The sequence below is a fragment of the Streptomyces sp. SPB162 genome (assembly GCF_029504575.1).
Classification (GTDB): Bacteria; Actinomycetota; Actinomycetes; order Streptomycetales; family Streptomycetaceae; genus Actinacidiphila.
The window spans coordinates 3,847,245-3,872,617 of the sequence record NZ_JAQFII010000001.1 but is presented as its reverse complement, the minus strand read 5'-3'; the positions used below and the strand labels follow the sequence as shown (position 1 = coordinate 3,872,617).

At 72.7% G+C, this 25,373-nt stretch carries 19 protein-coding genes, 4 tRNA genes and 2 pseudogenes; 16 read left to right on the top strand and 9 right to left on the bottom strand.

Features of this window, described 5'->3' with window-relative positions:
* Positions 1–208 precede the first annotated feature (208 nt).
* From M2266_RS17650 to M2266_RS17640, 3 genes are all read right to left on the bottom strand, one after another.
* The gene (locus M2266_RS17650; RefSeq protein ID WP_277439047.1) at positions 209–1,171 is read right to left on the bottom strand and encodes a DUF5926 family protein; all 963 of its coding nucleotides are present in this window, start codon (positions 1,169–1,171) and stop codon (positions 209–211) included.
* A gap of 161 nt (positions 1,172–1,332) precedes the next feature.
* Positions 1,333–1,905 (bottom strand): ATP-binding protein, encoded by a 573-nt coding sequence (locus tag M2266_RS17645; RefSeq protein WP_277439046.1) that lies wholly within the window; start codon positions 1,903–1,905, stop codon positions 1,333–1,335.
* A gap of 143 nt (positions 1,906–2,048) precedes the next feature.
* Positions 2,049–2,879, bottom strand: coding sequence for a glycerophosphodiester phosphodiesterase (locus M2266_RS17640; protein ID WP_277439045.1), 831 nt, complete (start codon positions 2,877–2,879; stop codon positions 2,049–2,051).
* A 180-nt stretch (positions 2,880–3,059) separates the two neighbouring features.
* Between M2266_RS17640 and M2266_RS17635 the strand changes: the two genes are divergently transcribed.
* Together M2266_RS17635 and M2266_RS17630 are read left to right on the top strand one after the other, a co-directional pair.
* On the top strand, positions 3,060–4,784 hold the full coding sequence (locus M2266_RS17635) for a trypsin-like peptidase domain-containing protein (protein WP_277439044.1): 1,725 nt from the start codon (positions 3,060–3,062) through the stop codon (positions 4,782–4,784).
* A 65-nt stretch (positions 4,785–4,849) separates the two neighbouring features.
* Positions 4,850–4,936: transfer RNA gene (locus tag M2266_RS17630), tRNA-Ser, on the top strand.
* A 91-nt stretch (positions 4,937–5,027) separates the two neighbouring features.
* Here M2266_RS17630 and M2266_RS17625 read toward each other — a convergent pair.
* Positions 5,028–5,258 carry a hypothetical protein gene (locus M2266_RS17625; protein WP_277439043.1) on the bottom strand — a complete coding sequence of 77 codons (231 nt, stop codon included), beginning with the start codon at positions 5,256–5,258 and terminating at the stop codon, positions 5,028–5,030.
* Positions 5,259–5,423: 165 nt separating this feature from the next.
* Positions 5,424–6,285 (bottom strand): annotated as a pseudogene (locus M2266_RS17620) (bifunctional DNA primase/polymerase).
* Positions 6,286–6,456: 171 nt separating this feature from the next.
* On the opposite strand from M2266_RS17620, the gene M2266_RS17615 reads away from it, so the two are divergent.
* The 8 genes and pseudogenes from M2266_RS17615 (at position 6,457) to M2266_RS17580 (ending at position 14,614) form a co-directional block, all read left to right on the top strand.
* The gene (locus M2266_RS17615; protein ID WP_277439042.1) at positions 6,457–7,617 is read left to right on the top strand and encodes an acyl-CoA dehydrogenase family protein; all 1,161 of its coding nucleotides are present in this window, start codon (positions 6,457–6,459) and stop codon (positions 7,615–7,617) included.
* 32 nt (positions 7,618–7,649) lie between these two features.
* A pseudogene (locus M2266_RS17610) lies at positions 7,650–8,545 on the top strand (OB-fold domain-containing protein).
* Between the two features lies 1 nt (position 8,546).
* Positions 8,547–9,569: an acyl-CoA dehydrogenase family protein gene (locus tag M2266_RS17605; protein ID WP_277439041.1), complete on the top strand. Its 1,023-nt coding sequence runs from the start codon at positions 8,547–8,549 to the stop codon at positions 9,567–9,569.
* Positions 9,566–10,015: a MaoC family dehydratase gene (locus M2266_RS17600; RefSeq protein ID WP_277439040.1), complete on the top strand. Its 450-nt coding sequence runs from the start codon at positions 9,566–9,568 to the stop codon at positions 10,013–10,015. Before M2266_RS17605 ends, M2266_RS17600 begins: the two co-directional genes overlap by 4 nt.
* Positions 10,012–11,196 carry a lipid-transfer protein gene (locus M2266_RS17595; RefSeq protein WP_277439039.1) on the top strand — a complete coding sequence of 395 codons (1,185 nt, stop codon included), beginning with the start codon at positions 10,012–10,014 and terminating at the stop codon, positions 11,194–11,196. The genes M2266_RS17600 and M2266_RS17595 overlap by 4 nt, the downstream gene beginning before the upstream one ends.
* Positions 11,197–11,258: 62 nt before the next feature.
* Positions 11,259–12,104 (top strand): DUF1906 domain-containing protein, encoded by an 846-nt coding sequence (locus M2266_RS17590; RefSeq protein WP_277439038.1) that lies wholly within the window; start codon positions 11,259–11,261, stop codon positions 12,102–12,104.
* Positions 12,105–12,364: 260 nt separating this feature from the next.
* Complete coding sequence (locus M2266_RS17585) at positions 12,365–12,880, top strand: SigE family RNA polymerase sigma factor (protein ID WP_277439037.1); 516 nt, start codon at positions 12,365–12,367, stop codon at positions 12,878–12,880.
* 69 nt (positions 12,881–12,949) lie between these two features.
* Entirely contained in the window at positions 12,950–14,614 is a 1,665-nt protein-coding gene (locus M2266_RS17580; RefSeq protein WP_277439036.1) for a long-chain fatty acid--CoA ligase, read from the top strand.
* 56 nt (positions 14,615–14,670) lie between these two features.
* Here M2266_RS17580 and M2266_RS17575 read toward each other — a convergent pair whose 3' ends face one another.
* Both M2266_RS17575 and M2266_RS17570 read right to left on the bottom strand, forming a co-directional pair.
* A complete protein-coding gene (locus tag M2266_RS17575; protein ID WP_277439035.1) occupies positions 14,671–18,432 on the bottom strand; it encodes a PAS domain-containing protein in 3,762 nt (1,253 codons plus the stop codon).
* Positions 18,433–18,660: 228 nt separating this feature from the next.
* Positions 18,661–19,458 (bottom strand): SSI family serine proteinase inhibitor, encoded by a 798-nt coding sequence (locus M2266_RS17570; RefSeq protein WP_277439034.1) that lies wholly within the window; start codon positions 19,456–19,458, stop codon positions 18,661–18,663.
* A gap of 188 nt (positions 19,459–19,646) precedes the next feature.
* Here M2266_RS17570 and M2266_RS17565 point away from each other — a divergent pair.
* The 4 genes from M2266_RS17565 (at position 19,647) to M2266_RS17550 (ending at position 20,673) form a co-directional block, all read left to right on the top strand.
* A tRNA-Ser gene (locus M2266_RS17565) sits at positions 19,647–19,737 on the top strand.
* 195 nt (positions 19,738–19,932) lie between these two features.
* Positions 19,933–20,005, top strand: a tRNA-Arg gene (locus M2266_RS17560).
* A gap of 132 nt (positions 20,006–20,137) precedes the next feature.
* Positions 20,138–20,211, top strand: a tRNA-Met gene (locus tag M2266_RS17555).
* A 99-nt stretch (positions 20,212–20,310) separates the two neighbouring features.
* Complete coding sequence (locus M2266_RS17550; protein WP_277441246.1) at positions 20,311–20,673, top strand: MmcQ/YjbR family DNA-binding protein; 363 nt, start codon at positions 20,311–20,313, stop codon at positions 20,671–20,673.
* 36 nt (positions 20,674–20,709) lie between these two features.
* Here M2266_RS17550 and M2266_RS17545 read toward each other — a convergent pair whose 3' ends face one another.
* Together M2266_RS17545 and M2266_RS17540 are read right to left on the bottom strand one after the other, a co-directional pair.
* Positions 20,710–21,585: an MEDS domain-containing protein gene (locus tag M2266_RS17545; RefSeq protein WP_277439033.1), complete on the bottom strand. Its 876-nt coding sequence runs from the start codon at positions 21,583–21,585 to the stop codon at positions 20,710–20,712.
* 228 nt (positions 21,586–21,813) lie between these two features.
* A complete protein-coding gene (locus M2266_RS17540) occupies positions 21,814–22,707 on the bottom strand; it encodes an LLM class F420-dependent oxidoreductase (protein WP_277439032.1) in 894 nt (297 codons plus the stop codon).
* 185 nt (positions 22,708–22,892) lie between these two features.
* On the opposite strand from M2266_RS17540, the gene M2266_RS17535 reads away from it, so the two are divergent.
* Together M2266_RS17535 and M2266_RS17530 are read left to right on the top strand one after the other, a co-directional pair.
* Positions 22,893–23,639, top strand: a complete 747-nt coding sequence (locus M2266_RS17535; protein WP_277439031.1) for a response regulator transcription factor — start codon at positions 22,893–22,895, stop codon at positions 23,637–23,639.
* Positions 23,636–25,363, top strand: a complete 1,728-nt coding sequence (locus tag M2266_RS17530) for a HAMP domain-containing sensor histidine kinase (protein WP_277439030.1) — start codon at positions 23,636–23,638, stop codon at positions 25,361–25,363. Before M2266_RS17535 ends, M2266_RS17530 begins: the two co-directional genes overlap by 4 nt.
* Positions 25,364–25,373 lie beyond the last annotated feature (10 nt).

The window sequence follows — 25,373 nt, the reverse complement described above, 5'->3', positions numbered from 1 at the left end:
TGGCAAAACCCGGTCGCTGGCGACGGGGGATGCACCAGCGACCGGGCTGTTTAAACGGTAACAAGTTTTTCTGCGTACGCAAATTCCGGAGAAGGAAGCGGAACCCGTAATTGCCGGTGGGCAGGCGGAGTTGTGACCGTTGTCACTCGGCCTCCCCGCGCCCCGTTCCGGGCCCCCGTTCCGCCCCGTCCCGCCCGCCCGTCCGGGTTCAGCTCAGGGTGATCTGGCGGTTCATGAAACCGCTGCGGGCGCGCCGCTCGTCACCGGTGAGCGGCGCGGTCGCGCCGAGTGCTTCCAGGAGCCGCTCGCCGAAGGCGGCGGCCGGCTTCTCGACCTCGTCCGCGGCCCTGCCCACCGGCAGGTCCCACACCGGTACGACCAGCCCGTGGGCGCGGAAGGAGCCGACGAGGCGGGTGTCGTCGCCGAGCGAGGACGCGCCGGCGGCGTGCAGCCGCGCCATGGCGTCGAGGAGCTGCTCCTCCGGGTGCGACATCACCCAGCGCAGGTGGTTCTTGTCGGGCGTCTCGCACCAGTACGCGGCGTCCACGCCCGACAGCCGGACGGTCGGGATCGCGGCGGCGTTGGCTCGCTCCAGGGAGGCGGCGATCTCGCCGGAGGCGTCGGCGGCGTTCTCCAGCCAGAACTCGAACCCGTTGTGCACCACCGGCTCGAACGGCGCGTCCAGGTCCAGCAGGTCCTGCAGGCGCGGCCCGTCGCCGTCCGTGCGGGCGCCCTCGACGGGCGAGCCCGGGTCAGCGGTCAGCGCACGCTGCAGGATGTCGGCGAGACCGCGGCTGAGGTCGCCGGAGGCCGTGTCGTTCTGGAGGCCCAGCAGGACCTTGCCGCTGTCGCGGCGCAGGCCGGGCCACGCCATCGGCAGCACGGTCGCCAGCGTCAGCGACGGCACGTCCGCGGGGAGCCCGCCCTTGAGCGTCAGATCGACGGTGGCGGCCGGCACCAGCTCGCGCAGCGCCACCCAGTCGCATTCGCCGGGCAGTCCCTCGAAGGGCCGCTGGACCAGCTCGGTCACCGCGTGCGAGGCCTCGCGGCCGTGGCACGCCTTGTACCGGCGGCCGGAGTTGCAGGGGCACGGCTCCCGCGCGCCGACCACGGGGATCTCCCCGTCGACGATCTGCGGGGCATGCGTCTTCGTCGGGCGCTTCTTGGCCATGGTTCGATCTCTCCCGGTACGGCTACGTTTCGGCCGTGAGCCTAGCGCTCGCGGGGCCCCGAGCCGGAAACGCGCGGGGGAAACCTTCGACGGATCGGGGAAAACGGGGCGGACGGCCGACAGTCGAACCCCGGCCCGCGGGGCGGCCCCGCCCCGGGTCGTCAGGGCAGATCGTCGAACGGATCCGCGAAATCGATCGGGATGTCCCGCCGCGGCGCCAGGTCGTCGCGCCGTGCGTGCCGGCTTCTGACCGGCAGCAGGGCCCATACGGTGACCTCGCCGGGCGCGTCGCGCACGCCCCAGCTCAGCGACAGGTTACTGACGATGCCCAGCCCGCGGCCGCCGCGGGCCGTCAGCGACGGACTGGCCGGCAGGGGGCGGGTCGGGCCGCCGCCGTCGGTCACCTCCACGCTGAGCAGGCCGTCGTCACCGATGCGCCATGCGGCGCGGATGCCGCAGGGGTCGGGGGTCTGCGAAGGGACGTCACCCTCGTTCGAAACGGCCGTGCGGCCGGTTCCCTCGTCCGGACCGTCGCAGAGGGGGCGGGCGTGCCGGTAGGAGTTGCTCAGCAACTCCGACAGGATCAGCACCGCGTCGTCCACCACCGGCTCCGGCACCTCGTTGGCGCACAGCTCGCTCCGGAGCCTGCGCCGTGCGTCCGCCACGCCCATCGGACCATGCGACAGGGCCATGGTCGAGGACGTCGGCATCCCTTGTGCCACCACCAACGCCACCCCCGAGACCTCCTTGACCCCTCGCCACGGGATGAATGCCCTCCCGGACTGGGCCGGAAACAAGCCAACTGCGATCTATTGGGGCACTCACATCGGTCGAACACGGTCCGAACGCGCCGGTGCACTCCCCGTAATAGCGTTACTTACCGCCCCAATTGGGACAGCACCTGCTTCGGCCGGTTGGTGATGATCGCGTCGACCCCGAGCCGCACGCACAGCTCGACGTCCGCCGGTTCGTTCACCGTCCACACGTGGACCTGGTGGCCGGCCCGGTGCAGCCGTGCGACGTAGCCCGGGTTCGCCCGCAGGATCCGCATGCTCGGACCGGCGATGCGCACCCCGGCGGGCAGCCGCCCGTCGCGGTGCCGCGGCGACACGTACTGCATCAGGTAGACGGTCGGCAGCGCCGGCGCCGCCGTGTGCACGCGGCGCAGCGAACGGGACGAGAAGCTCATGACGCGCACGGCGGAGCGCTCCCCCGGCGGTGGGGCGTCGAGGCCGAAACGGCGCAGCAGTTCCAGCAGCCGTTCCTCGACCTGGCCGGCCCAGCGCGTGGGGTGCTTGGTCTCGATCGCCAGCTCCACCCGCCGCTCGGTGTCGGCCACCAGCTCCAGCAGCCGCTCCAGGGTCAGCACGCTGCTGCGCTCGTCATCGGTGGTGTCCGGGGCCTCGGCGTCGGAGTGCTGACCCTTCCACGAACCGAAGTCGAGCGTCGCGAGGTCGGCCAGTTCCATGGACGACACGGCGCCGCGGCCGTTGGACGTGCGGTTCACGCGCCAGTCGTGCACGCAGACCAGTTCGCCGTCGGCCGTCAGCCGGATATCGCACTCCAGGGCGTCGGCCCCGTCCTCGATGGCCCTGCGGTAGGCCGCGAGCGTATGTTCGGGTACGTCCTCGGACGCCCCCCGGTGGGCGACGACCTGGATCGGGTTCCCGTCCGGGAACGCATCCCGGGCCGCATGCGCAGAAGTCACCGGGCTATGGTGCCATCGCTGCGTGTCGCGACGTAAAGCCGACCACGCGCGCGGGGCACCATCAGACCCCCAACTCCATACGCGGACCATACACAGCTACCGCTTACGGCGGTCCGACACCCCGTGGGAAATGCTGTATCCAGTCCGACACCCGCGCTCAGACACCATAGGAGAACCGCTGTGAGCACCGAGAACGAGGCCGGCCAGGTCCCGGCTGCGCCCGAGCCCGGCGCGGAGTCGGTCGCGCCGGAGCACGGCGAGCTCTCGAAGGCGGCCCTCCCGGCCGAACCCGCCGGCCCGCCCGCGCCCCCGGCCGAGCCGCCGACCGCCGTCCTGCCGCAGGTGCCGCCGGCCCCGACCGGGATCCCCGCGCCCGCCGCGCCGGTGGCCGACTCCCTGCCGTCCCCGTCCCCGGCCTCCGTGTCGCACGGCGACCCGACGCCGCCCGTGCCGTACCGCGAGCCCGCGGCGTCGTCGTCCGCGTACAGCGAGCCGGCGTCGTACAGCGAACCGGCCGCGTCGTACACCGAACCGGCCGCGTCCTACGGGGAGCCCGCCGCGGCGGACCCGTACGCGGCGCCGGCCGGCGTGCTGACCGCGCATGCCGCCCAGCCGCACTCCGACCCCTCGCAGGCCCACGCCCACCAGCCGTACCCGGGCGCCCCGCAGTCGGCGCAGTACCCGCAGTACGCCGGCGCGCTCCCGCAGTCCGGCGGGCCCGGCGGCCGCGGCGGCCCGGTGTGGGGCACCCATGTGCCCGCGCCGCCGCCCGGTGAGCGCACGTCGCGCGGCATGGGGGCGATGGTCGCCGCGGTGCTGGTGGCCGCGCTCGTCGCCGGCGGTGTCGGCGGTGGCGTCGGCTACTGGGCCGCGGAGCACGACGACAACAACGGGTCCACCACCGTCAGTTCGTCCTCGGACCCGAAGGTGCTGGACCGCGCGCCCAACTCCGTGGCGGGCATCGCCGCGAAGGCGCTGCCGAGCGTTGTGACGATCGAGGCGTCGGGCGGCAGCGAGAGCGGCACCGGCACCGGCTTCGTCTTCGACAAGCAGGGCCACATCCTCACCAACAACCACGTGGTGGCCCCGGCCGCCGACGGCGGCAAGCTGACCGCGACGTTCTCCAACGGCAAGAAGTACGACGCCGAGGTCGTCGGCCGCGCCCAGGGCTACGACGTCGCCGTCATCAAGCTGAAGAACGCCGGTGACGCGAAGCTCGACCCGATACCGCTGGGGGACTCCGACAGCACCAAGGTCGGCGACGCCACCATCGCCATCGGTGCCCCCTTCGGGCTCTCCGGCACCGTCACCACCGGCATCGTCAGCGCCATGCACCGTCCGGTCGCCTCCAGCGACGGTCAGGGCGCCAGCGCCTCGTACATGAGCGCCATCCAGACCGACGCCTCGATCAACCCCGGCAACTCGGGCGGCCCGCTCCTGAACGCCAACGGCGCGGTGATAGGCATCAACTCGGCCATCCAGTCCGCCGGTGGCAACAACGACGGCCAGACCCAGGCCGGCAGCGTCGGCCTCGGCTTCGCCATTCCGATCAACCAGGCCAAGCGCGTCGCCACCAACCTCATCGCGACCGGTCAGCCCGTCTACCCGGTGATCGGCGTCTCCCTGGACACCCAGTACCGCGGCGAGGGCGCGAAGGTCACCGAGAACGGCAACGGCGGCAACCCGGCCATCGTCCCCAACGGCCCCGGCGACAAGGCGGGCCTGAAGCCCGGCGACATCATCACCAAGTTCGACGACACGGTCATCGACAGCGGCCAGACCCTGATCGGCGCGATCTGGCAGCGCCAGCCCGGCGACAAGGTCACCATCACCTACACCCGCGGTGGCAAGACCTCCACCGCCACCCTCACCCTCGGCAAGCGCGACGGTGACGAGAAGAACTGACCCTGGCCGCCCCCGCCCCGCGACCCGCTAGGCTGTAGCCGCTCCACCGCAGGTGGCGGGGCGCGGGAGGATTGCCCGAGCGGCCTAAGGGAACGGTCTTGAAAACCGTCGTGGCAGCGATGTCACCGTGAGTTCGAATCTCACATCCTCCGCGGCGCGGTACGGCGGACACAGCGGTATCGCGAAGGACCGGTTCACGAAGGGGCGCCCGCCTGTGCGGGGGCCCCTTCGTGGTCTCCGGGGTCACGGGCGGTGCACCTGGTAGGAGCGGTGGTGGCCCGGGACGCGGGTGAGGACGCCCGTGCTCTCCATGATCCGCAGGTGGTGGGCGACCGTCGCGGGGCTGCGCAGGCCGACGGCCGCGCCGATCTCGCGGACGGTCGGCGGGTAGCCGTAGAGATCCGTCCACTCGACGATGACCTTCGCGATCTGCTCCTGCCGATCGGTCAGGTACCGGGGCGCGTCCGCGCTCATGGCCGCGCCCTCTCGTTCGTCACGCTTCTTACGGGGTCCAAGGCCGGGGCCCGGGTGGTCGGTTGACGGCGGACTCCGTGGAGCGGTGATCCGGCGCAGCGCCGTGCATGGCGCGGGCGCGGGCCCGAACGTGTCACGGCCTGGTAATTCAAGCACGTGTTCGAATTACAGCGCAGCCTGGCGCGCGGCGGAGGCGACGGTGGCGGCGGCCTCCTGGCGGGAGAGGCCGGTCCGGGTGGCGGCCTCGATCAGCGCGGGGGCGAGCGCGTCGCCGCTGCCCGACTCGTACGCGCGGCAGGCGGCCCAGTAAAGGCGCGAGTTGCGCCGGCCGGGCGGGGAGTCGCGGACGAACTGGACGAGGGCGAGCGAGTGCCGGGGGACGGGGCGGCGGGGTAATGCGGGCGGCGGCAGGGTGAGGAGGCGGAGCAGCCTGGCGGGGACCGGAGCCGCCGGGAGGCCGGGGGAGCCCGTGTCCAGCAGGTAGCGGCCGGCGTTGGTGACGGAGCCGGGGCCGACGAGGTAGCCGCCGTGGCCGCGGACGTCGATGCCGGGCCCCGGGGGCGGTGCCCGGCCTGCCGACCGAGTTCGGGACGGAGGTTTCCGCGTGCCCGGTGAACCACAGGTGGCGGCCGCCGCTGGGGGTGAGGACCGTGACGGTGGCCGGGACGGCGAAGCCGTGCTCGCGCGCCAGCGCGGCGAGGGCCGCCACGCCGTCCAGGCCGTGCTTGACGTCCAGGTCGAGGCCGACGAGGTGGTGCGGCGGCAGTCCGCAGGCCACGCCGTAGCCGGTGGCCCAGGGGGCGGCGGCGAACAGCGCGCGGACGGCGCCGGGTTCGTTCGTCGCGTCGTGCACCCCGTGACCGATCCCGCCGCATTCGCCCGTGCAGCGGACCGGCGCCGAGTCGCCGCGGTGCGGGGAGCGCACGGCGGGGAGTTTGGTGCGGGAGAGCGGGATGACCGCCAGTTGCCGGGAAGCGGCGGCGAGGGCGTTGGCGAGCGCCGCGGTGTGCAGGATAGAGGTGGCCATACCCCTAGTTTCGTACATACGTTCGAAAAATGGGAGAGGAAGTGCGCCGGTTCGCGAGTATGAGCATTCATCCACAGCCTGTGGACAACTTCTCATGCCTTGACAGGGGCGGTCCGGGACGGAGAATCTGACGGTCAGTCAGAAATCTGCGAACCCGTGGAGGCCGTTGCCGTGCACCTCGCCCCCACCCCGCGCCAGCACCGGCTACGGGCCGAGCTGCGCGACTACTTCGCCCGCCTGATACCCGAGGAGACCCGCGAGGCCCTGCGGGCCGAGCCGCCGGGAGGTCCGCTCGCCCGGGACCTCCTGCGGCGGATCGCCGCCGACGGTCTGCTCGGCCTCGGCTGGCCCACCGACTACGGCGGTCAGGGACGCGGCCCGGACGAGCAGTTCGTGTTCTTCGACGAGTCCTACCGGGCCGGCGCCCCCGTCTCGATGGTCACGCTGAACACCGTCGGCCCGACCCTCATGAAGTACGGGACGGCCGCGCAGAAGGAGTACTTCCTCCCCCGGATCCTGGCCGGCGACTGCGTCTTCGCGATCGGCTACACCGAACCGGAAGCCGGCACCGACCTCGCCTCCCTCCGCACCCGCGCCACCCGCGCCGAATCCGAATGGCTGATCGACGGCGCCAAGACCTTCACCAGCAACGCCCAGGGCGCCGACTGGATCTGGCTCGCCTGCCGCACCGACCCCGAGGCGCCCAAGCACCGGGGCATCTCGATCATCCTCGTCCCGACCGACGCCCCCGGCTTCTCCTGGACCCCGATCCACACCGTCGGCGGCCAGACCACCAGCGCCACGTACTACGACGCGATCCGCGTCCCGTACGGCAACCTCGTCGGCGAGGAGAACGCCGGCTGGTCGCTGATCACCAACCAGCTCAACCACGAGCGGGTCGCGCTGGCCGCCATCGGCATGCAGGCGGAGGACTTCTACGACGCGGCGCTCGCGAGCGCCCGCGCGCCCGGTCCGGACGGCACCCGCCGGATCGACACCCCCTGGGTCGCGTCCCGGCTCGCCGAGGCCCACGCCCGGCTCTCCGCGACCCGGCTGCTCAACTGGCGCCTGGTCCAGGACGTCGGCGCCGGCACCCTCACCCCGGGCGACGCGTCGGGCGTGAAGTTCGCCGGGACCGAGAGCGCGATCGAGGTCTACCGCGCGCTGCAGGAGGCGGTCGGCGAGACGGCGCTCATCAGGGGCGGCGGGAACGGCGAACTGGAACGGATGAACCGGGCCGCGCAGATCAACACCTTCGGCGGCGGCGTCAGCGAGGTCCAGCGGGAGATCGTCGCGACGATGCGGCTCGGGATGAAGAGGGGCAAGCGGTGACGGACGCGGCAGCCGGCAACGGTCCGGACGATCTGTACGGGCGGCTCGCCGTCCACGTGGGGCAGATCGCCGCGGCCGGCGGGGAGGGCAGGGACCCGGTCAACGAGCCGATGATCCGCCACTGGTGCGAGGCGACGGGCCACGCCGTTCCCGCGGACGGCTCCGCCCCGGCCACCATGCTCCAGGTGTGGACCATGGCCGGGCTCTCCGGCCACACCGCGGGCACCGCCCGCGCGGGCGCCTACGACGACGTCCTCACGCTCCTCGACGACGCGGGCTACACCTCGGTCGTCGCGACCGACTGCGAGCAGGAGTACCTCCGGCCGCTGCGGCCCGGCGACCGGATCACGTACGACGCCGTCATCGAGTCCATCTCGCCGCGCAAGACCACCAAGCTCGGCACCGGCCACTTCGTCACGACACGGATGGACGTCCGGGCGAACGGCGAGCTGTCCGGCACCCACCGCTTCCGCATCCTCAAGTACGCGCCGGCGGCCACCAGGAAACCCACGGCCGAGGCCACCCGTCCCCGCCCGGTCGTCAACCGCGACAACGCCGCCTACTGGGAGGGTCTGGAGCGGCACGAGTTGCTCATCCAGCGCTGCTCCGGCTGCGGCACGCTGCGGCTGCCGTGGCTGCCGGGCTGCAACGCGTGCGGCTCCCCCGACTGGGACACGGTCGCCGCCTCGGGCGAGTCGGAACCGTCTTCAGCTACGTCGTCATGCACCATCCGCCGTTCCCCGCCTTCGACCCGCCGTACGCGGTCGCCCTCGTCGAGCTGGCGGAGGGCGTGCGCGTCCTCGGCGACGTCACGGGAGTGCCGTACGACAAGGTCCGCGCGGGGCTGCCCGTGACGCTCGAATTCCTGACGGTCGACGACGAGTTCACGCTGCCCGTCTTCCGGTCGGTGGAAGCCGGAGAGGACTGACATGGACTTCACCCCCACCGAGGAGCAGCGGGCGGCGAGCGAGCTCCTCGCCGAGATCCTCGACCGCAGCGCCGACCCGTCGAAGGCGTGGAAGTCGCTGTGCGAGGCCGGACTGGTGGCCGCCGTCGAGGAGATCGGGCTGCTGGGCCTGGTGCTGCTGCTGGAGGAGGCGGGCCGCAGGACCGCCGCGATCCCGCTCGCGGCGACGTGCGCGTACGGTCTGCTGCCGGTCGGCGCGCACGGCACCGACGAGCAGCGTGCCCGGCTGCTGCCCGGTCTGCGCGACGGTTCGTCCGTCGCCACGGGAGCCTTCCCGCACGGGTCGGCTCGCGCCGAGGAGCAGGGGGACGGCTGGCGGCTCACCGGCACCTTCCCCGCCGTGCCGTGGCTGCGCGACGCCACACACGTCCTCGTCCCGGCCGCGAACGGCGAAGGGACGCGGCTGTTCTGGCTGCCGGTCCCCGGCGGCGTCGAGCCCGTCGGGACCACGGCCCCCTGGGCTGCCGGCCGGCTCGTGCTGGACGGCACGCCCGCCGAGCCGCTCGGCGACGGGACCGCCTACGGGCCGGTCCTCGCGCGGGCCCGTACCGCCTTCGCGGGGCTGCAGGCGGGGGTCTGCGCCGGGTCGCTGGCGCGGGCGGTCGCGTACACGTCGGTGCGCGAGCAGTTCGGGCGTCCGCTGTCCACCAACCAGGCGGTGCTGCTGCGCGCCGCCGACGCGTACATGGACACCGAGGCGATCCGCGTCACCGCCTACGAGGCGGCCTGGCGCTTCGACAACGCGCTCCCCGCCGACTCGCACGCCCTGACCGCCGCCTGGTGGGCGTCCGAGGGCGGCAAACGCGTCGTCCACGCCGGGCAGCATCTGCACGGCGGAATCGGCGCGGACCTCGAACACCCCGTCCACCGGCACTTCCTCTGGGGACGGCAGCTGGACGCGTATCTGGGCGGCGGCGCCGAGGTGCTCGCCGAACTCGGCGCGCTGCTGGGCGCGCCTGACCAGGACAAGGAGAACGGCGTATGACGCAGTCCCCGGTCCGGGCAGCTTCCGGTCCCGTACAAGCGGGTGACGAACTGCCGCCGCTGCGCGTCCCCGTCACCCGCACGCTGATCGTCGCGGGTGCCATCGCCTCGCGGGACTTCCAGGACGTGCACCATGACGTGGAACTCGCCCGGGCGAAGGGCTCGCCGGACATCTTCATGAACATCCTCACCACGAACGGCCTGGTCGGCCGCTACATCACCGAGTGGGCCGGGCCGGAGGCGGTGCTGCGGTCGGTGCGGATCCGGCTGGGCGCGCCGAACTATCCGGGTGACGAGATGGTGCTGACCGGCAGGGTGACCTCCGTCGACGAGAACACCGCGACGACCACCGTCGAGATCGCCGTCCTCGGTGCCAACCGGCTGGGCCACCACGTCACCGGCACCGTGACCGCCGTCCTCCCCACCCGTCCGGAGGCGACCGCATGAGCGTCCGCGAGCGCGACAGCCTCGGCGGCAGGGCCGCGATCGCCGGGATCGGGGCGACGGAGTTCTCCAAGGACTCGGGCCGCAGCGAGCTGAAGCTCGCCGTGGAGGCCGTGCGGGCGGCGCTGGACGACGCGGGGCTGACGCCCGCCGATGTCGACGGCATGGTCACGTTCACCATGGACACCAGCCCGGAGATCACGGTCGCCCAGGCGGCCGGCATCGGTGAGCTGTCGTTCTTCTCGCGCGTCCACTACGGCGGCGGGGCGGCCTGCGCGACCGTCCAGCAGGCGGCGATGGCGGTCGCGACCGGCGTGGCCGACGTGGTCGTCTGTTACCGCGCGTTCAACGAGCGCTCCGGCCGGCGGTTCGGATCGGGCGTGCAGCAGCGCGACCCCTCCGCCGAAGGCGTCGCGCTCGGCGCCAACCTGCCGTCCGGCCTCCTCACGCCCGCGTCATGGGTCGCGATGGCGGCGCAGCGGTACCTGCACGCCTTCGGGCTCGACCCGTCGGCGTTCGGCCCCGTCGCGGTCGCCGACCGCCGCCACGCCGCCAACAACCCCGCCGCGTACTTCCACGGCAAGCCGATCACTCTCGCCGACCATGCCGCCTCGCGCTGGATCGTCGAGCCGCTGCGGCTGCTGGACTGCTGCCAGGAGACGGACGGCGGCCAGGCGATCGTCGTGACGTCACCGGAACGGGCGCGCGACCTGCGGCACGTGCCCGCCGTGATCGCCGCCGCCGCGCAGGGCGCGGGCCGGGCGCAGGAGCAGATGACGAGCTTCTACCGGGACGATCTGACCGGGCTGCCGGAGATGGGGGTGGTCGCCCGCCAGCTGTGGCGCACCTCCGGGCTGACGCCGTCCGACATCGACACGGCCGTGCTCTACGACCACTTCACCCCGTTCGTGCTGATGCAGTTGGAGGAGTTCGGCTTCTGTGGCCGGGGCGAAGCGGCGGAGTTCGCCGCGGGTGGCGGTCTGGAGATCGACGGGCGGCTGCCGGTCAACACCCACGGCGGCCAGCTCGGCGAGGCCTATCTGCACGGGATGAACGGCATCGCCGAGGGCGTCCGCCAGGTGCGCGGGAGCAGTGTCAACCAGGTGGCGGGCGCTTCGAGCGTGCTGGTCACCGCCGGGACGGGCGTTCCGACGTCGGGGCTGGTGCTGACGGCAGACGGCTGAAACGGGTGACGGGGCGGGCGTGTCTGCCGGAGGCGACCAGAAGCGACGCGTTGACTCGCGCCATGCGTGGACAAAAGCGGATTATTCGATATTTCCTTCCGACCCTGTCGGCCCTGGTGTCGCTGGCCTGCCTGGTCGGCGCCGGAGTCGCGACGGCCGACCCCAACGCCGACTCGCTGCGCGGGGCCCGGTTCTTCCAGGGCGCCGGCTTCGAGACCTGCGGGACTCCGACCGCCGACACGATGCAGGCCTGGCACGGCACCTCCCCGTACGGCGCCGTCGGCGTCTACTTCGGCGGCCGGGCCCGCGCCTGCGCGCAGCAGCCGAATCTCACCCCCTCCTGGGTGCGGACGGTGGACAGCGGGGGGTGGAGCATCCTGCCGCTCTACGTGGGCTCGCAGGCGCCCTGCACGCTGAACGACGCGAAGAAGGCGTTCTCGATCGACCAAGCCGACCCGGGCCAGGCCGGGACGAACGAGGGCAAGGACGCCGTCCAGCGCGCCCAGGACCTGGGCTTCGTCGAGAACAGCGCCCTGTACCTGGACATGGAGGCGTACGACATCCGCTCCGCGTCCTGCACGGCGACGACGCTCGCCTTCGTCCAGGGCTGGGACCGGGAGGTGCGCCGGCTCGGCTACATCCCGGGCTTCTACAGCAGCGCGGACTCCGGCATCGCGCACATGGAGCAGGCCCGCGCCACCGGGTCCGAGGACCTGCCGACCGTCGTCTGGTACGCCCGCTGGAACGTCCCGGCCACCCTGGAGAACGAGCCGGTGCTCCCCCGTGACGCCTGGCAGCCGCACAGCCGCATCCACCAGTACGTGGGGAACACCACCGAGGAGTACGGCGGCCGGACGATCACCATCGACCGCGACCTCGTCGATGCCCCGGTCGCCGTGATCGGCTAGGGCGCCCGCCCCCAGTACACCCGCCCCCGCCCCCGGCACACCCGCCCCCGGCACACCCCGCCCGCAGTCACACCTCGACCCCGGCACCACCCGACGACCCCCGCGCCCCACCTCCCGACCCCGCCCACGGGCCTGTCTTCCTCAGGGGCGGGTCCGCCTACGGGAGGTGGGGACAGCCCCCGTCCTACGACTTCAGGGTGATCTCGTTTCGGCACCTCCGGCGGATCCGCCGGGCCGACGGCGCTCATAGCGTTGTGGACATGACCACGCCTGTGTGCACCAGCACCAGCACGATGCAGTTCTCCAGCTACGTCCGGGCCAAGGGCCCGACGCTGCTGCGTACCGCGCGCTCGCTCACCGCGAACCCGTGCGATGCCGAGGACCTTCTGCAGACCGCGCTGACCAAGACGTACCTGGCATGGGACCGCATCGACGACCACCGGGCGCTGGACGGCTACGTCCGCCGCACGCTGGTCAACACGCGCACCTCGCAGTGGCGCAAGCGCCGCATCGACGAATTCGCGACCGAGGACGTCCCCGAGCCGCTGTCCACCGACCCCGACCACACCGAGCAGCAGGCCCAGCGCGACGCGCTGCTGCGGGCCATCTCCCGGCTTCCGGCCCGGCAACGCGCCATGGTGGTGCTGCGCTACTACGAGGACATGAGCGAGATGCAGACGGCCGAGGCCCTCGGCGTCTCGGTCGGCACGGTCAAGAGCGCGGTCTCCCGGGCCCTCGGAAAAATGCGGGATGACCCCGAATTGCGCGCCAGGTAGTGACATACCGAGCGGTATGGAAGCAGAATCACCGGGACTCTACCCGCACGTAACCCGTGGAGGCTTCCGGTGCTGAGCACGATGCAGGACGTACCGCTGACCGTCACCCGCATCCTGGTCCATGGTGCTCTGGTGCACGGCCGGTCCCAGGTGACCACCTGGACCGGGGACGCCGAGCCGCACCGCCGCTCCTTCCGCGAGATCGGGGTCCGGGCCGTCCAGCTCGCGAACGCGCTCCGCGACGAGCTGGGGGTGGCCCGTGACGAGCGGGTCGCGACCCTCATGTGGAACAACGCGGAACACCTCGAGGCATACCTCGCGATCCCGTCCATGGGATCGGTGCTGCACACGCTGAACCTGCGGCTGCCGACCGAGCAGCTGACGTTCATCGTCAACCACGCGGCCGACCGCGTCATCCTCGTCAACGGCTCGCTGCTGCCGCTCCTCGCGCCGCTGCTGCCCGCCCTGGAGCCGGTCGAGCACATCGTCGTCGTCGGCCCCGGGGACCGCTCCCTGCTCGACGGCTGCCGACCCGCCGTGCACGACTACGAGGAGCTGCTGGCCGGCCGCCCGACCACGTACGACTGGCCCGAGCTGGACGAGCGGGACGCCGCCGCCATGTGCTACACCTCGGGCACCACCGGCGACCCCAAGGGCGTCGTGTACTCCCACCGGTCCATCTACCTGCACTCGATGCAGGTGAACATGACCGAGTCGATGGGCCTCACGGACCGCGACACGACCCTCGTCGTCGTCCCGATGTTCCACGTCAACGCCTGGGGACTGCCGCACGCCACCTTCATGACCGGCATCAACATGCTCATGCCGGACCGCTTCCTCCAGCCCGCCCCGCTCGCCGAGATGATCGAGAGCGAGCGCCCCACCCACGCGGCGGCCGTCCCGACCATCTGGCAGGGGCTGCTCGCCGAGCTCGCGGCCAAGCCGCGCGACATCTCCTCCATGGGCACCGTCACCATCGGCGGCTCCGCCTGCCCGCCCTCCCTCATGAAGGAGTACGAGGAGCACGGCGTGCGCCTGTGTCACGCCTGGGGCATGACGGAGACCTCGCCGCTCGGCACCATGGCCCACCCACCGGCCGGACTCACCCCCGAGGAGGAGTGGCCGTACCGCGTCAGCCAGGGCCGCTTCCCCTGCTCCGTCGAAGCCCGGCTGGTCGGGCCGGCGGGCGAACCGATGCCCTGGGACGGTGAGTCCGCGGGTGAGCTGGAGGTACGCGGCCCCTGGATCGCCAATTCCTACTTCGGCGGCGCCGGATCCGAGCCGCTGCGCCCCGAGGACAAGTTCAGCGCGGACGGTTGGCTGCGCACCGGCGACGTCGGCGTCATCACGCACGACGGCTACCTCACCCTCACCGACCGGGCCAAGGACGTCATCAAGTCCGGCGGCGAGTGGATCTCCTCCGTCGATCTGGAGAACCAGATCATGGCCCACCCGGACGTCGCCGAGGCGGCGGTCGTCGCGGTGCCCGACGAGCGCTGGGGCGAGCGGCCGCTGGCCACCGTCGTGCTGAAGGAGGGCGCCACCGTCTCGTACGAGGAGCTGCGGGAGTTCCTCGCCGGGCGCGTCGCGCGCTGGCAGCTGCCCGAGCGCTGGGCGATCATCCCGGCCGTGCCGAAGACCTCGGTCGGCAAGTTCGACAAGAAGGTGATCCGAGAGCAGTACCGGCTGGAGCAGATCGACGTCACGTACGTCGCCGCGGCCGCGAAGGAGTGACCTCAGGGCGGGTCGGGCCGGCCGGCGGGGTTCCGCCGGCCGGCCCACCCGGGCGGCTATGAGCCGATCTTGCCGAGCAGGTCCACGATGCGTGACTGCACGTCCGTACTGGTCGAGCGCTCCGCGAGGAACAGCACCGTCTCGCCGGAGGCCAGCCGCGGCAGTTCGGCCGGGTCGATGTCCGCGGAGGTGTAGACGACCATCGGGGTGCGGTTCAACTGGCCGTTGCCGCGCAGCCAGTCGATGATCCCCTGCCGGCGGCGGCGCACCAGCATCAGGTCCATCACCACCAGGTTCGGCCTGACCTGCGCGGCCGTCGTCATCGCCTCGACCTCGGAGGAGGCGTGCGCGACCTGCATCCCGCGCCGCTCCAGCGTCGCGGTGAAGGCGCGGGCGATGTCCGGGTGGCCCTCGATCAGCAGGACCCGCGGCGGGTGCTGCTCGCTGTCGCGCGGTGCGAGCGCCTTGAGCAGGACGGCCGGGTCGGCGCCGTAGGCCGCCTCGCGCGTCGCCTGGCCGAGCCCGGCGGTCACCAGGACCGGCACTTCGGCCTCGGCGGCCGCCTGGCGGAGCGACTGCAGCGCCGTACGGGTGATCGGGCCGGTCAGCGGGTCGACGAAGAGCGCGGCGGGAGGCTCGGCGACCTGCGCGTCCACCTCCGCGCGGGACCTGACGATGACCGGGCGGTAGCCGCGGTCGGTCAACGCCTGGCGCGTCGAGACGTCCGGCTCGGGCCAGACCAGCAGCCGGCGCGGCTCGTCCAGCAGTGGGCCGGGCTCGCCCGCCGGTTCCGCCATGACCTCGACTGCGCCGTTCGGGCCGTCCAGCGGCTCGGGGCCCTCGTCGCCCTCGGCCGGCGCCCCTATGGCGAACGCCCGGCCCGGAGCGACCGTACGGAGCAGCGCCGTCTGCTGGTCGGGGTCCTGGTGCTCGACGCCCTGGCCGTTGCTCCGGTCGTCGTTCCGCTCTTCGGTGGCGGGGGATCCGGAGATCCCGCGGCCGCCGCTGTCGGGGTCCGCCTGCGGGTGCCGACGGCCCTCCCCGTCGGTGCCGTCGTCCTGCGGTCCGTTGAGCTTGCGCCGGCGGCCGGACCCGGAGGGGTTCTGCTGGGGGAACGCGTCGGGCTGCGGCTGGGACCGCGGTGAGGGCGTCGCCTGCGTCGGCACCGGCTGGACGAAGGCGACGCCCTGGCCGAGCGTGCGCACGCTGATCGCCCGGCCGTGGCTCTGGCCCTGCTGCTGCGCCGGGGTCTGACCGGGGTTCGGGTTGTGGGCCGCGGGCGGCATCGGGGAGCGCTGTCCCTGTACCGGAATGGCCTGGGAGGGCTGCCCCTGGGCCGGGTGCTGTCCCGGGTTCTGGGCGTGCGGCCGCGTGCCCGGTTCGACCGCGGGCGCTGCCGGAGCCACCGGCCGGCCGGCGTCCGGCCACTGCGGGCTCACCGGCTGGGCCGCGCCGTTCTGATCCTGCGGCCCACCCTGGTGCGGAACCGGCGGGATCGGCGCCATCGGCAGCCCGGCGTCGCGCTCCTCCGCGGGCAGCGGTGCTGACGCCTCGTGGACGTGCTGGGCGGGCAGCGCGATGGGGCCGCCGCCGTTCGTGTCCTGCTCCCCCGGCTGCGGGGGCGCGATCCGCCGCGCGCGACGCCCTGCCGCCTGCTCCTGCCCGGCGAGAGCGGCGCCGGTGCCGTCACTTCCCTGCGGCGCGGCCGGTTCGGCGGCCGCGGGGAGGGCGTGCTGGACGGGTGCCGCGGGGAGTTCGGGTGCGGGCTGCTGACCGTCGGACAGCGTCCGGCGCGCCCGACGCCCGCTGGGCTGCCGGCCCGGCTCATCCGGCCGCACGGTCGGCGTCGGGCCGGCCGCCAGGGCGCCGCCCGCGGTGTCCCCCGCGTCCGGCTCGTCGGGCAGCGGGAGGCGCAGCGCGCGCCGGCGACCGGTCGGCGTCTCCTGCTCGCCCGGCTGCGCCTGGCTGTGCCCCTCGTTCCGGGCGCGTGCCTCCTCGTCCGGTCCTTCGGTCGGGATCGCCCACGGTGCCACCACCGTGCCGTCGTCGTCCCCGGCCCGGCGCGGCCGCGCCGCGCGGTCGGTGCCCGGGACCCCGGGCTCACCGCTTCCGGCCCAACCCGTCGCGGGCGCACCGCCCGCGGGTGTCCCGGCGACGGGAGAGCCCTGGCCGGTGGTGCCGGTGGTGTCGGCCGCGGACGCGCCGCGCCCCGGAGCCTTCACCCGGTTGCCGGTCGCGCCGTTGCCGGCCGCGCCGCCCGTACCGCGTGCGGGCTTCGCGGGCATCGGCATGACGGTCGTCTCGGACTCGCGCGCCCCGTCCTTCGACGCGGCGGCCGCTGCCGCACGGCCCGCGGCCGCGACGGCCGCCGACCCCAGCGGCACCTCGAGCACGTACGCGCTGCCCTGGCCCGGTACTTCGTGCGTCTGCAGGACGCCGCCGTGCCGTTCGACGATGCCGCGGGCGATCGGCAGGTGCACCGCGTTGCCGCCCGCGTGCGGGCCCCGCACGTCGATCCTTATGACGTCGCCGCGCTGTGCCGCCGCGACCACGATCGTCGAGTCGCCGCCGCCGGTGACGACGGTGGCGTTGCCCGCCGCGTCCACCCCCGCGACGTCCGCGATCAGATGGGCGAGCGCCTGGGCCATCCGCTCGCCGTCGATCGCCGCCTCTATCGGCGGAGCGTGCACGGCGTACTGCGCGCGCCCCGGGCCGATCAGCTCGACGGCGCCCTCGACGGCCGCCGAGACGACCTTGTCGAGCCCGACGGGCTCGCGCCGCAGCCGGTCCTCGCCGCGGTCGAGCCGCTGGTAGGCCAGCACGTTGTCGATGAGTGTGGTGATGCGGGCGTAGCCGGCCACCAGGTGGTGCAGGATCTGGTTCGCCTCGGGCCACAACTGCCCGGCGGGATCGGCGGCCAGGCCGGTCAGCTCACCGCGCAGCTCCGCCAACGGGCCGCGCAGCGCCTCGTCCAGCACCGCCTGCAACTGATCGGCGCGGGCCACGGCGGCGTCGAACGCGCTGCGGTCGGTGAACGTCATGACCGCGCCGACGAGCTGCTCGCCGTCCCGCACGGGAGCGGTCGTCAGGTCGACGGGGACCGCCCGGCCGTCCTTGCGCCACAGCACCTGGCCGCGCACCCGGTGCTTGCGCCCGGAGCGCAGCGTGTCCGCGAGCGGCGTCTCCTCGTACGGCAGCGGCGTGCCGTCGGCGCGCGTGTGGTGCGCGAGCGGGTGCAGCTCCTGGCCGCCGAGGTCGGTCGCGCGGTAGCCGAGGATCTGCGCGGCGGACGGATTGACGAGGACGACCTTGCCCTCGGTGTCCACGCCGACGACACCCTCGGCCGCCGCGCGCAGGATCATCTCCGTCTGGCGCTGCTGGCGGGCGAGTTCCGCCTCGGTGTCCATCGTGCCGCTGAGGTCCCGCACGACCAGCATCAGCAGCTCGTCACCGGTGTAGCTCTGCGGCTCGTCGTACGGGGTGCGACCGTCCTCGAGGTTGGCGCTGGTCACCTCGACGGGGAACTCCGTGCCGTCGGTGCGCCGCGCGACCATCCGGGTGGGCTTGGTGCGGCCGTTGTCGTCCTCGGCCTTCTGCGCGCTGCGCATCGAGCCGGGGATGCGCTTGGAGTCGAACGCGGGCAGCAGGTCGAACAGACCCCGCCCGACCAACGCCGTCCCCGGTGACTCGAAGGTCTCGATCGCGATGGCGTTGGCGTTGACGACCGTGCCATTGCCGTTGACCAACAGGAGCGCATCGGGGAGGGCATCGAGTATTGAGGCGAGGCGAGCAGCGCCTCTGGATGGCCTGCTGCTCACGAGACGCGTCCTCCCTGTTACCGCACTTACCGCACTTCCTGCGGTGGCCCCGCGCAACCCGCGCGATCGGCTCTCACCGGCGGCCCATCTTGCCGCTGACCCCATGGCATGTCACTAGAGCGAGTGTACGTGCAGCGGTTGGCCGAGCGGCCTCGGATGCCCATGTACCCCTGAGTGATTCGGTGTTCAAGCGCATACGGTGCGAGATCATCCCCGATGTGGCATGCGTCACGCCCGCCCGGGACCGGCGGGCAGAACCGGCGCCATCCGGTTCCAGCGGGCGACCTCGCAGCCGTTGCTCCGGCTGTACTTCTCCTTGACGGGCGCGCCGTGCCACACGCCTGTGACCTGCGCGGTCTGCGAGCCGCCGTAGATCATCGAGCACATCTGGCCGGTCGGAACGGGGCCTACGGGGCCGCTGAGCCGCCTCAGCTGGTCGCAGGAGTCCTTCGCGGCCTTGGCCGGACCCATGCCGGCGGGCGAGCCCGAGGGGAACAGGGACGTCGAGGGGGCGGGGGACGGGGTGGAGGTCGAGGGGGTGGAGGTCGAGGGGTTGGGGTTCGAGGGGGAGGGGGTCGACGGGGTGGAGGCGGTGGGGTTCGAGGGGGTGGAGGCGGTGGCGGTGAGAGGGGCGGGGAGGGTCGACGCCGTCACCGGGCCGCCGGAGGTCGCGGGTCCGGAGGCCGCGGGCCCCGTCACCGGGCCACCGGACGTCGCGGGACCCGCCGCCGGCGCCGGGTCCTGGTCGGGTCCGCAGTCGAGCTTGTTCGTGGTGATCCTCCCCGTGCCGTCGTCGACGGTGATGGTCAGCTGGTTGTTCGCGGGGGGAGCGGGGTCCCCGGAGGCGGGGGGCGGCGTGGGAACCGCGCCGGCGTCGCTCGCCAGGAGCAGCGGCAAGCCGGCGGCGAGCACCACGCCGAGGACGGCGGCGAGCGGAAGCCGCGTCGCGGGCCGGGGCCGGGCAGGGGGAGGGGTCGCGGGGCGGGAGGAGGGGCGGTCGAGTCGGGCGATGTCGTTGAGTCGCATGCCCCAGTCCTTACCGTCGCGAACGCGGCTTTCACCGCAATTGACCCGAACGTGGGCGAGTCGCCCTCGGGTGCCGCGCAACCTCTTTGCCGTCCACGCCGGCGGGCTTGTACTCTGGTCTGCGATTGGTGACAGCCTGCCGGGCTGTGCCATCATCTCCACACGCCCTCGCTCGCGCGGGTGTGGATGGAGGCTTCGCCTAGTCTGGTCTATGGCGCCGCACTGCTAATGCGGTTTGGGACTTCAATCCCATCCGGGGTTCAAATCCCCGAGCCTCCGCTCGTTTCCGGAGCCCCGGTCGTCTCAGGACGACCGGGGCTCCGTCGTCTGTGGGAGCGCTGTGCGTGACGACCCCCTCCGGGGGCTGTTTCCGCAGCCCAGGCAGGGTCCGGGCAATGGATTTCACCTGAAGCCGCAGGTCATGTAATGTTGTTCTCGCAACGCCGACCGGTGAGAAAACGCCGGGAAGCACAAGCACTCGTAGCTCAACGGATAGAGCATCTGACTACGGATCAGAAGGTTGCAGGTTCGAATCCTGCCGAGTGCACTCAGGTCAGGGCCCCCGAGGAGATCGTCTGAGGGGGTCCTGGTTTGTTCTTCCGGAGTGATTCGGAATGGCTGCGCCGAGTGGGACTGGTAGTTGAGGTTCCTGCGGATGGCGTAGTGTTCGGTTCAACGGCGCGGGGTGGAGCAGCTCGGTAGCTCGCTGGGCTCATAACCCAGAGGTCGCAGGTTCAAATCCTGTCCCCGCTACTACGACCAGAGGCCCGACACGAAAGTGTCGGGCCTCTGGTGTTTCTCCGGCCGGTGAACCTTTCCGGCCGGAGCACTAGGGTCGGCCGAATGGTGGCGATGACTGCGCGGGGACTGAAGGCGGCGTGTCTGGCGATGCCGGGCGCCGAGGAGGAGTTCCCGTTTCCGGGGAACCCGGATCTGTCGGTGTTCAAGGTGGCCGGGAAGATCTTCGCGCTGAGCGTGCTGGAGGCCGAGCCGCTCAAGGTCAGCCTCAAGTGCGATCCGGAGATCGCCGAACAGCTGCGGACGCGGTACCCGGCGATCGTGCCCGGCTACCACCTCAACAAGCGGCATTGGAACACGGTGACGGTCGACGCGTCGCTGTCGGTCCGCAGGGTGCGGGAGATGATCGAGGACTCCTACGACCTGGTGGTGGCGTCACTGCCGCGCGCGGTCCGGCTCACGTTCGACCGGAGCTGACGGGAGCCCCGTCCACCAGCCCGTCCACCAGCCCGTTCACCAGCCCGCCTCCACGTACAGCGTCAGTTGGGGGACGGCGCTCGCGCCGCACAGCCGCAGCACTCGGGCGTGGGTGGCCGGGCAGTGCACGGCGAGCCTGGCAGGGGGAGGCAGGGCCGCGGCGAGGTGGATGAGGGTCGTGGCGCAGTGGGCGTCGATGAACGACAGCGCGGTGAGGTCGATGAGGCGCGGGGGCGGGCCCACCCCGCCCAGGGACCGGCGCAGCTCCGTGTCGAACTGTTCCCGGGTGGCGAGGTCGGCGTTCCCCGCGAGATGCAGGATGGTGCCGGTCCTGGTGATGTGCAGGGCGTCGAGCGACTGCAGGATCTCGGTCGGGTGGGAGGCACCGACCCGGTCCATCAGCTCGGTCGGGAACAGCCGGCGGTCGTACTCGCAGATCGCGGTGAAGCCGATGTCGGCGAAGAGCGGGGTGAGCCCGGTCTCGTAGCCGATGAGCTCCTCGGGGTCGACGCCGGGCTCCATGGCCCAGGACATGTCGCCCACGGCCCGCAGCCCGCTGAATCCCATGACGCTCGCGTCCTCGGTGAGGTCGAGCCAGGTCGCGGCGCGCGTCTCGGCGTCGAATCCGCGCTCCGGGTCGTAGCCGGGCGTCTCGTTGACGACGAGGAGACGCTCGTCGCGCAGGGCCTCGGCCGCGGGGACGCCGTGGTCGGAGAGGCGGGCGGCCGCCGCCCCGGGGGTGGTGCCGGGGCCGACGAAGAGGATCACCCGTTCGCCGCGCAGCAGGCCCGTCTCGGTGAAGGCGGCCCGGACCGCCCAGCGGGCCCGGTGGCTGTCGAAGCCCAGACAGGCGTGATCGCCGGACGCCATGCGGTCGACGGAAACGGTGTAAGGGACGCCGCCACTGTCCATGCGGGGAACGTACCTCCGTTTGTCGCGTGGTGGAGGTGTGGCGATCAAATTCGTACGAATACGACATGGCCTGACCGTACGCGCGCAAACAACTACCCTTATGTGTAACCATTATGACGATACATCACAAAGCGGACAAACAACGACAGTTGGGCAACTCGCCCACGCCGCGACATCGGTTGGCCAAGTCCCGCGCGCCGCAGATCAGTTGGGAACGGGCGACGGGTGTCAAACCAACACCTGGGCCAGGCGCCGCCATTCGGCACGTGGCAGCACCGACCGGTCCTGCCCGGTGACGATTTGCAGGGCCACGTGGTCGGCACCGGCCGTGTGGAAGGCCCCGACGCGCTCGCGGATGCGATCGTCGTCCCCCCAGGCGAAGACGGTGTCGATCAGGCGGTCACTGCCGCCGCCGGTGAAGTCCGCCTCCTCGAAGCCGAGTCGGAGGAAACTGTTGGTGTAGTTCGGCATCGCCAGATACATGGCGAGATACCCGCGGGCGATCTCCCGGGCGACACCGGCGTCCCTCTCCGGCACGATCTTCAACTCCGGGGCCAACAGCGGACCGTGGCCCAGCAGCGCGCGGGCCTGCTCGGTGTGTTCCGGCGTGACGAGATACGGGTGCGCGCCGCCCGCCCGGTCGCGCGACAGCTCCAGCATCTTCGGACCCAGCGCCGCCAGGACCCGGCGCCCGGCCGGCACGGGGGCGGGCGCGGCGTCCAGCGCGTCCAGGTAGGCCACCATCGCCGAGTACGGCCGCCGGTACCGGTCGGCGAGCTGTGCGTGGCTCACCCCGAGGCCGAGCAGGAAGCGGCCCGGGTGGGCGGCCTCCACCTCGGCCGTGCGCGCGGCGACCGCGTCCGCCTCGTGCTCCCAGATGCTGAGGATTCCGGTGGCGACCGTGATCCGCGGGCTCGCGTCGAGGACCCGGGCCGCGTGCTCGACGGAGCTGCTGCCGCCGAGCCAGATCGCGCCGAAGCCCAGCTCGTCCAGTTCGGCCGCCGCCTCGGCGATCTCGCCGCGCAGCCCCGGATCGTCCGAGCGCAGCCCGGCGTTCCAGATCCCGTGGCGGCCGACGGACTTCCGGGCGTCCGCGACGCCGCCGCTGCCGTTGCTTCCCATGTCCCGGCTCCCCGATCCTCGACGTGATCTTCGGTGCTACTGCGGTGCGATCTTCGGTGCGTGCAGGCGGAAACCCGCGGATCGACCGCTGTATTCCGAGCACCGGCGGCTCTCGGCGGACCTTTCTCAGGAGATTCACAGGTAGCCGAAAGACTGCTCTCAGGGCTCCCCCACAGGCTGGTCCCATGCCTTCCTCCTCCCCTGCGGCGGCCTCCGCCGACCTGTCCCGTCCCGACGGGTCTCCGGTGCGTGTCCTCGTTGTCGACGACGAGGCGGCCCTCTCCGACCTGCTGTCCCTGGCCCTGCGCTATGAGGGCTGGGAAGTCCGTACCGCGGCCGACGGCGCCGGCGCGCTGCGCGCGGCCCGCGACACCCGGCCGGACGCCGTCGTCCTCGACGTGATGCTGCCCGACATGGACGGCCTCGAGGTGCTCGCCCGGCTACGCCGTGACGCCCCCGACGTGCCGGTGCTCTTCCTCACCGCGAGGGACGCGGTCGAGGACCGGATCGCCGGACTGACGGCGGGCGGCGACGACTACGTCACGAAGCCGTTCAGCCTGGAGGAGGTCGTCGCCCGGCTGCGCGGGCTGATGCGCCGCTCGGGCGCCGCCACGGCACGCAGCGAGTCCCTGCTGGTCGTCGGCGATCTCGTACTGAACGAGGACAGCCACGAGGTGCACCGCGCTGACGACTCGATCCACCTCACCGCCACCGAGTTCGAGCTGCTGCGCTTCCTGATGCGCAACCCGCGCCGGGTGCTCAGCAAGGCGCAGATCCTCGACCGGGTCTGGTCCTACGACTTCGGCGGCCAGGCCAACGTGGTGGAGCTCTACATCTCCTACCTGCGACGCAAGATCGACGCAGGACGCGCCCCCATGATCCACACCAGGCGGGGGGCGGGGTACCTGATCAAGCCGGGCGAGGCGGCGTGAGGACGGGCCGCCGGCGCTTCCGGTCGCTGAAGGGCCGCCCGTGGTCGCTCCGGCGCCGGCTCGTGGTGTCCTCCGTCGCGCTGGTCGCCGTCGTGTGCGCGGTGATCGGCACGGTCACCGCGATCGCCCTGCACACCTACCTGTACGGGCAGCTCGACACCCAGCTCGCCGCCGTCGCCCACCGCGCCGGGCCGCCGCCCGGCGCGACCGCGATGCCGCACCCGCGGGTCGCCGGCGACCTGGGGTTCGTCATCGGCGGCGGCCAGCCGCTCGGCACCATCGGCGTGAAGGTCAGCGACGGACAGATCATCGACACCGCGATCAGCGCCCAGCGGGAGAGCAGTGACGTGGGCCCGCAGGTGACGCCCGAGCACCTCGACACCGCGCAGAGCGCGGCGGTCGCCGGCCTGCCGCTCGACGGCGCCGCGCACAGCATCGACGTCCCCGGGCTGGGCACTTACCGCATGCAGTCGGTCACGACGCAGGACGGCACGTACCTCGTCGGCATCAGGGCTTCGGGCGCGCAGGACACCCTCAACACCCTCGTCTGGGTGGAGGTGTGCGTGACCGCGGCGGGTCTCGCGGCGGCCGGACTCGCCGGGACCGCCCTGATCCGCATCTCCCTCCAGCCCCTGCGGCGGGTCGCCGCCACCGCCTCCCGCGTGTCGGAACTGACGTTGCACCGGGGTGAGGTGGCGCTGCACGAGCGGGTGCCGGAGGCGGACACCGATCCGCGTACCGAGGTCGGGCAGGTCGGCGCGTCCCTCAACCGGCTGCTCGGCCACGTCGGTTCCGCGCTGCACTCCCGGCAGGAGAGCGAGACGCGGGTCCGGCGCTTCGTCGCCGACGCCAGCCACGAACTGCGGACGCCGCTCGCCTCGATCCGCGGCTACGCGGAGCTGACCCGGCGCGGCCGGGAGCGCGTCGGCCCCGACACCCGGCACGCGCTGGGCCGTATCGAGTCCGAGGCCGGGCGGATGACGTCGCTGGTCGAGGACCTGCTGATGCTGGCCCGGCTGGACTCGGGGCGGCCGCTGAGCCTCGCCGCGACGGACCTGTCACCGCTCGTCGTGGACGCCCTCAGCGATGCCCGGGCCGCGGGACCGGACCACGTCTGGCGGCTGGACCTGCCCGACGAGCCGGCCACGGTGCACGGGGACGCGGAGCGGCTGCAGCAGGTCCTCGCGAACCTGCTGGCCAACGCCCGCACCCACACCCCACCGGGTACGACCGTGACCGCGCGGGTCACCCGCGACCGGAGCCAGGGAGCCCAGGGCCACGGTGCCCAGGGCCACGGTGCCCAGGGCCACGGTGCCCAGGGCCACGGTGCCCAGGGCCACGGCGCCCGGAGCCACGGTGCCCAGGGCCACGGCGACGGGCAGCACGGCGCCCGGGACCACGGGATGCTGCTCCAGGTGGTGGACGACGGGCCGGGCATCCCGGCCGACCTCGCCCCGTACATCTTCGAACGGTTCGCGCGCGGCGACGCCTCGCGGGCCCGCAGCTCCGGCGCGGGCTCCACCGGCTCCACCGGCCTGGGACTGGCGATCGTGTACTCCGTCGTCGCGGCGCACGGCGGCCGGGTGTGGGTCGAGAGCGTGCCGGGGCGTACGGCGTTCACCGTCCAACTCCCCTCCCCGGTCCGGACCGCGCTCCCCCAGGACCCCGCACCGCACGGGCTCCCGGACCCACAGCGGAGCCTCAGGTTCACCACAAGGTCGTGACAGCGCGGCG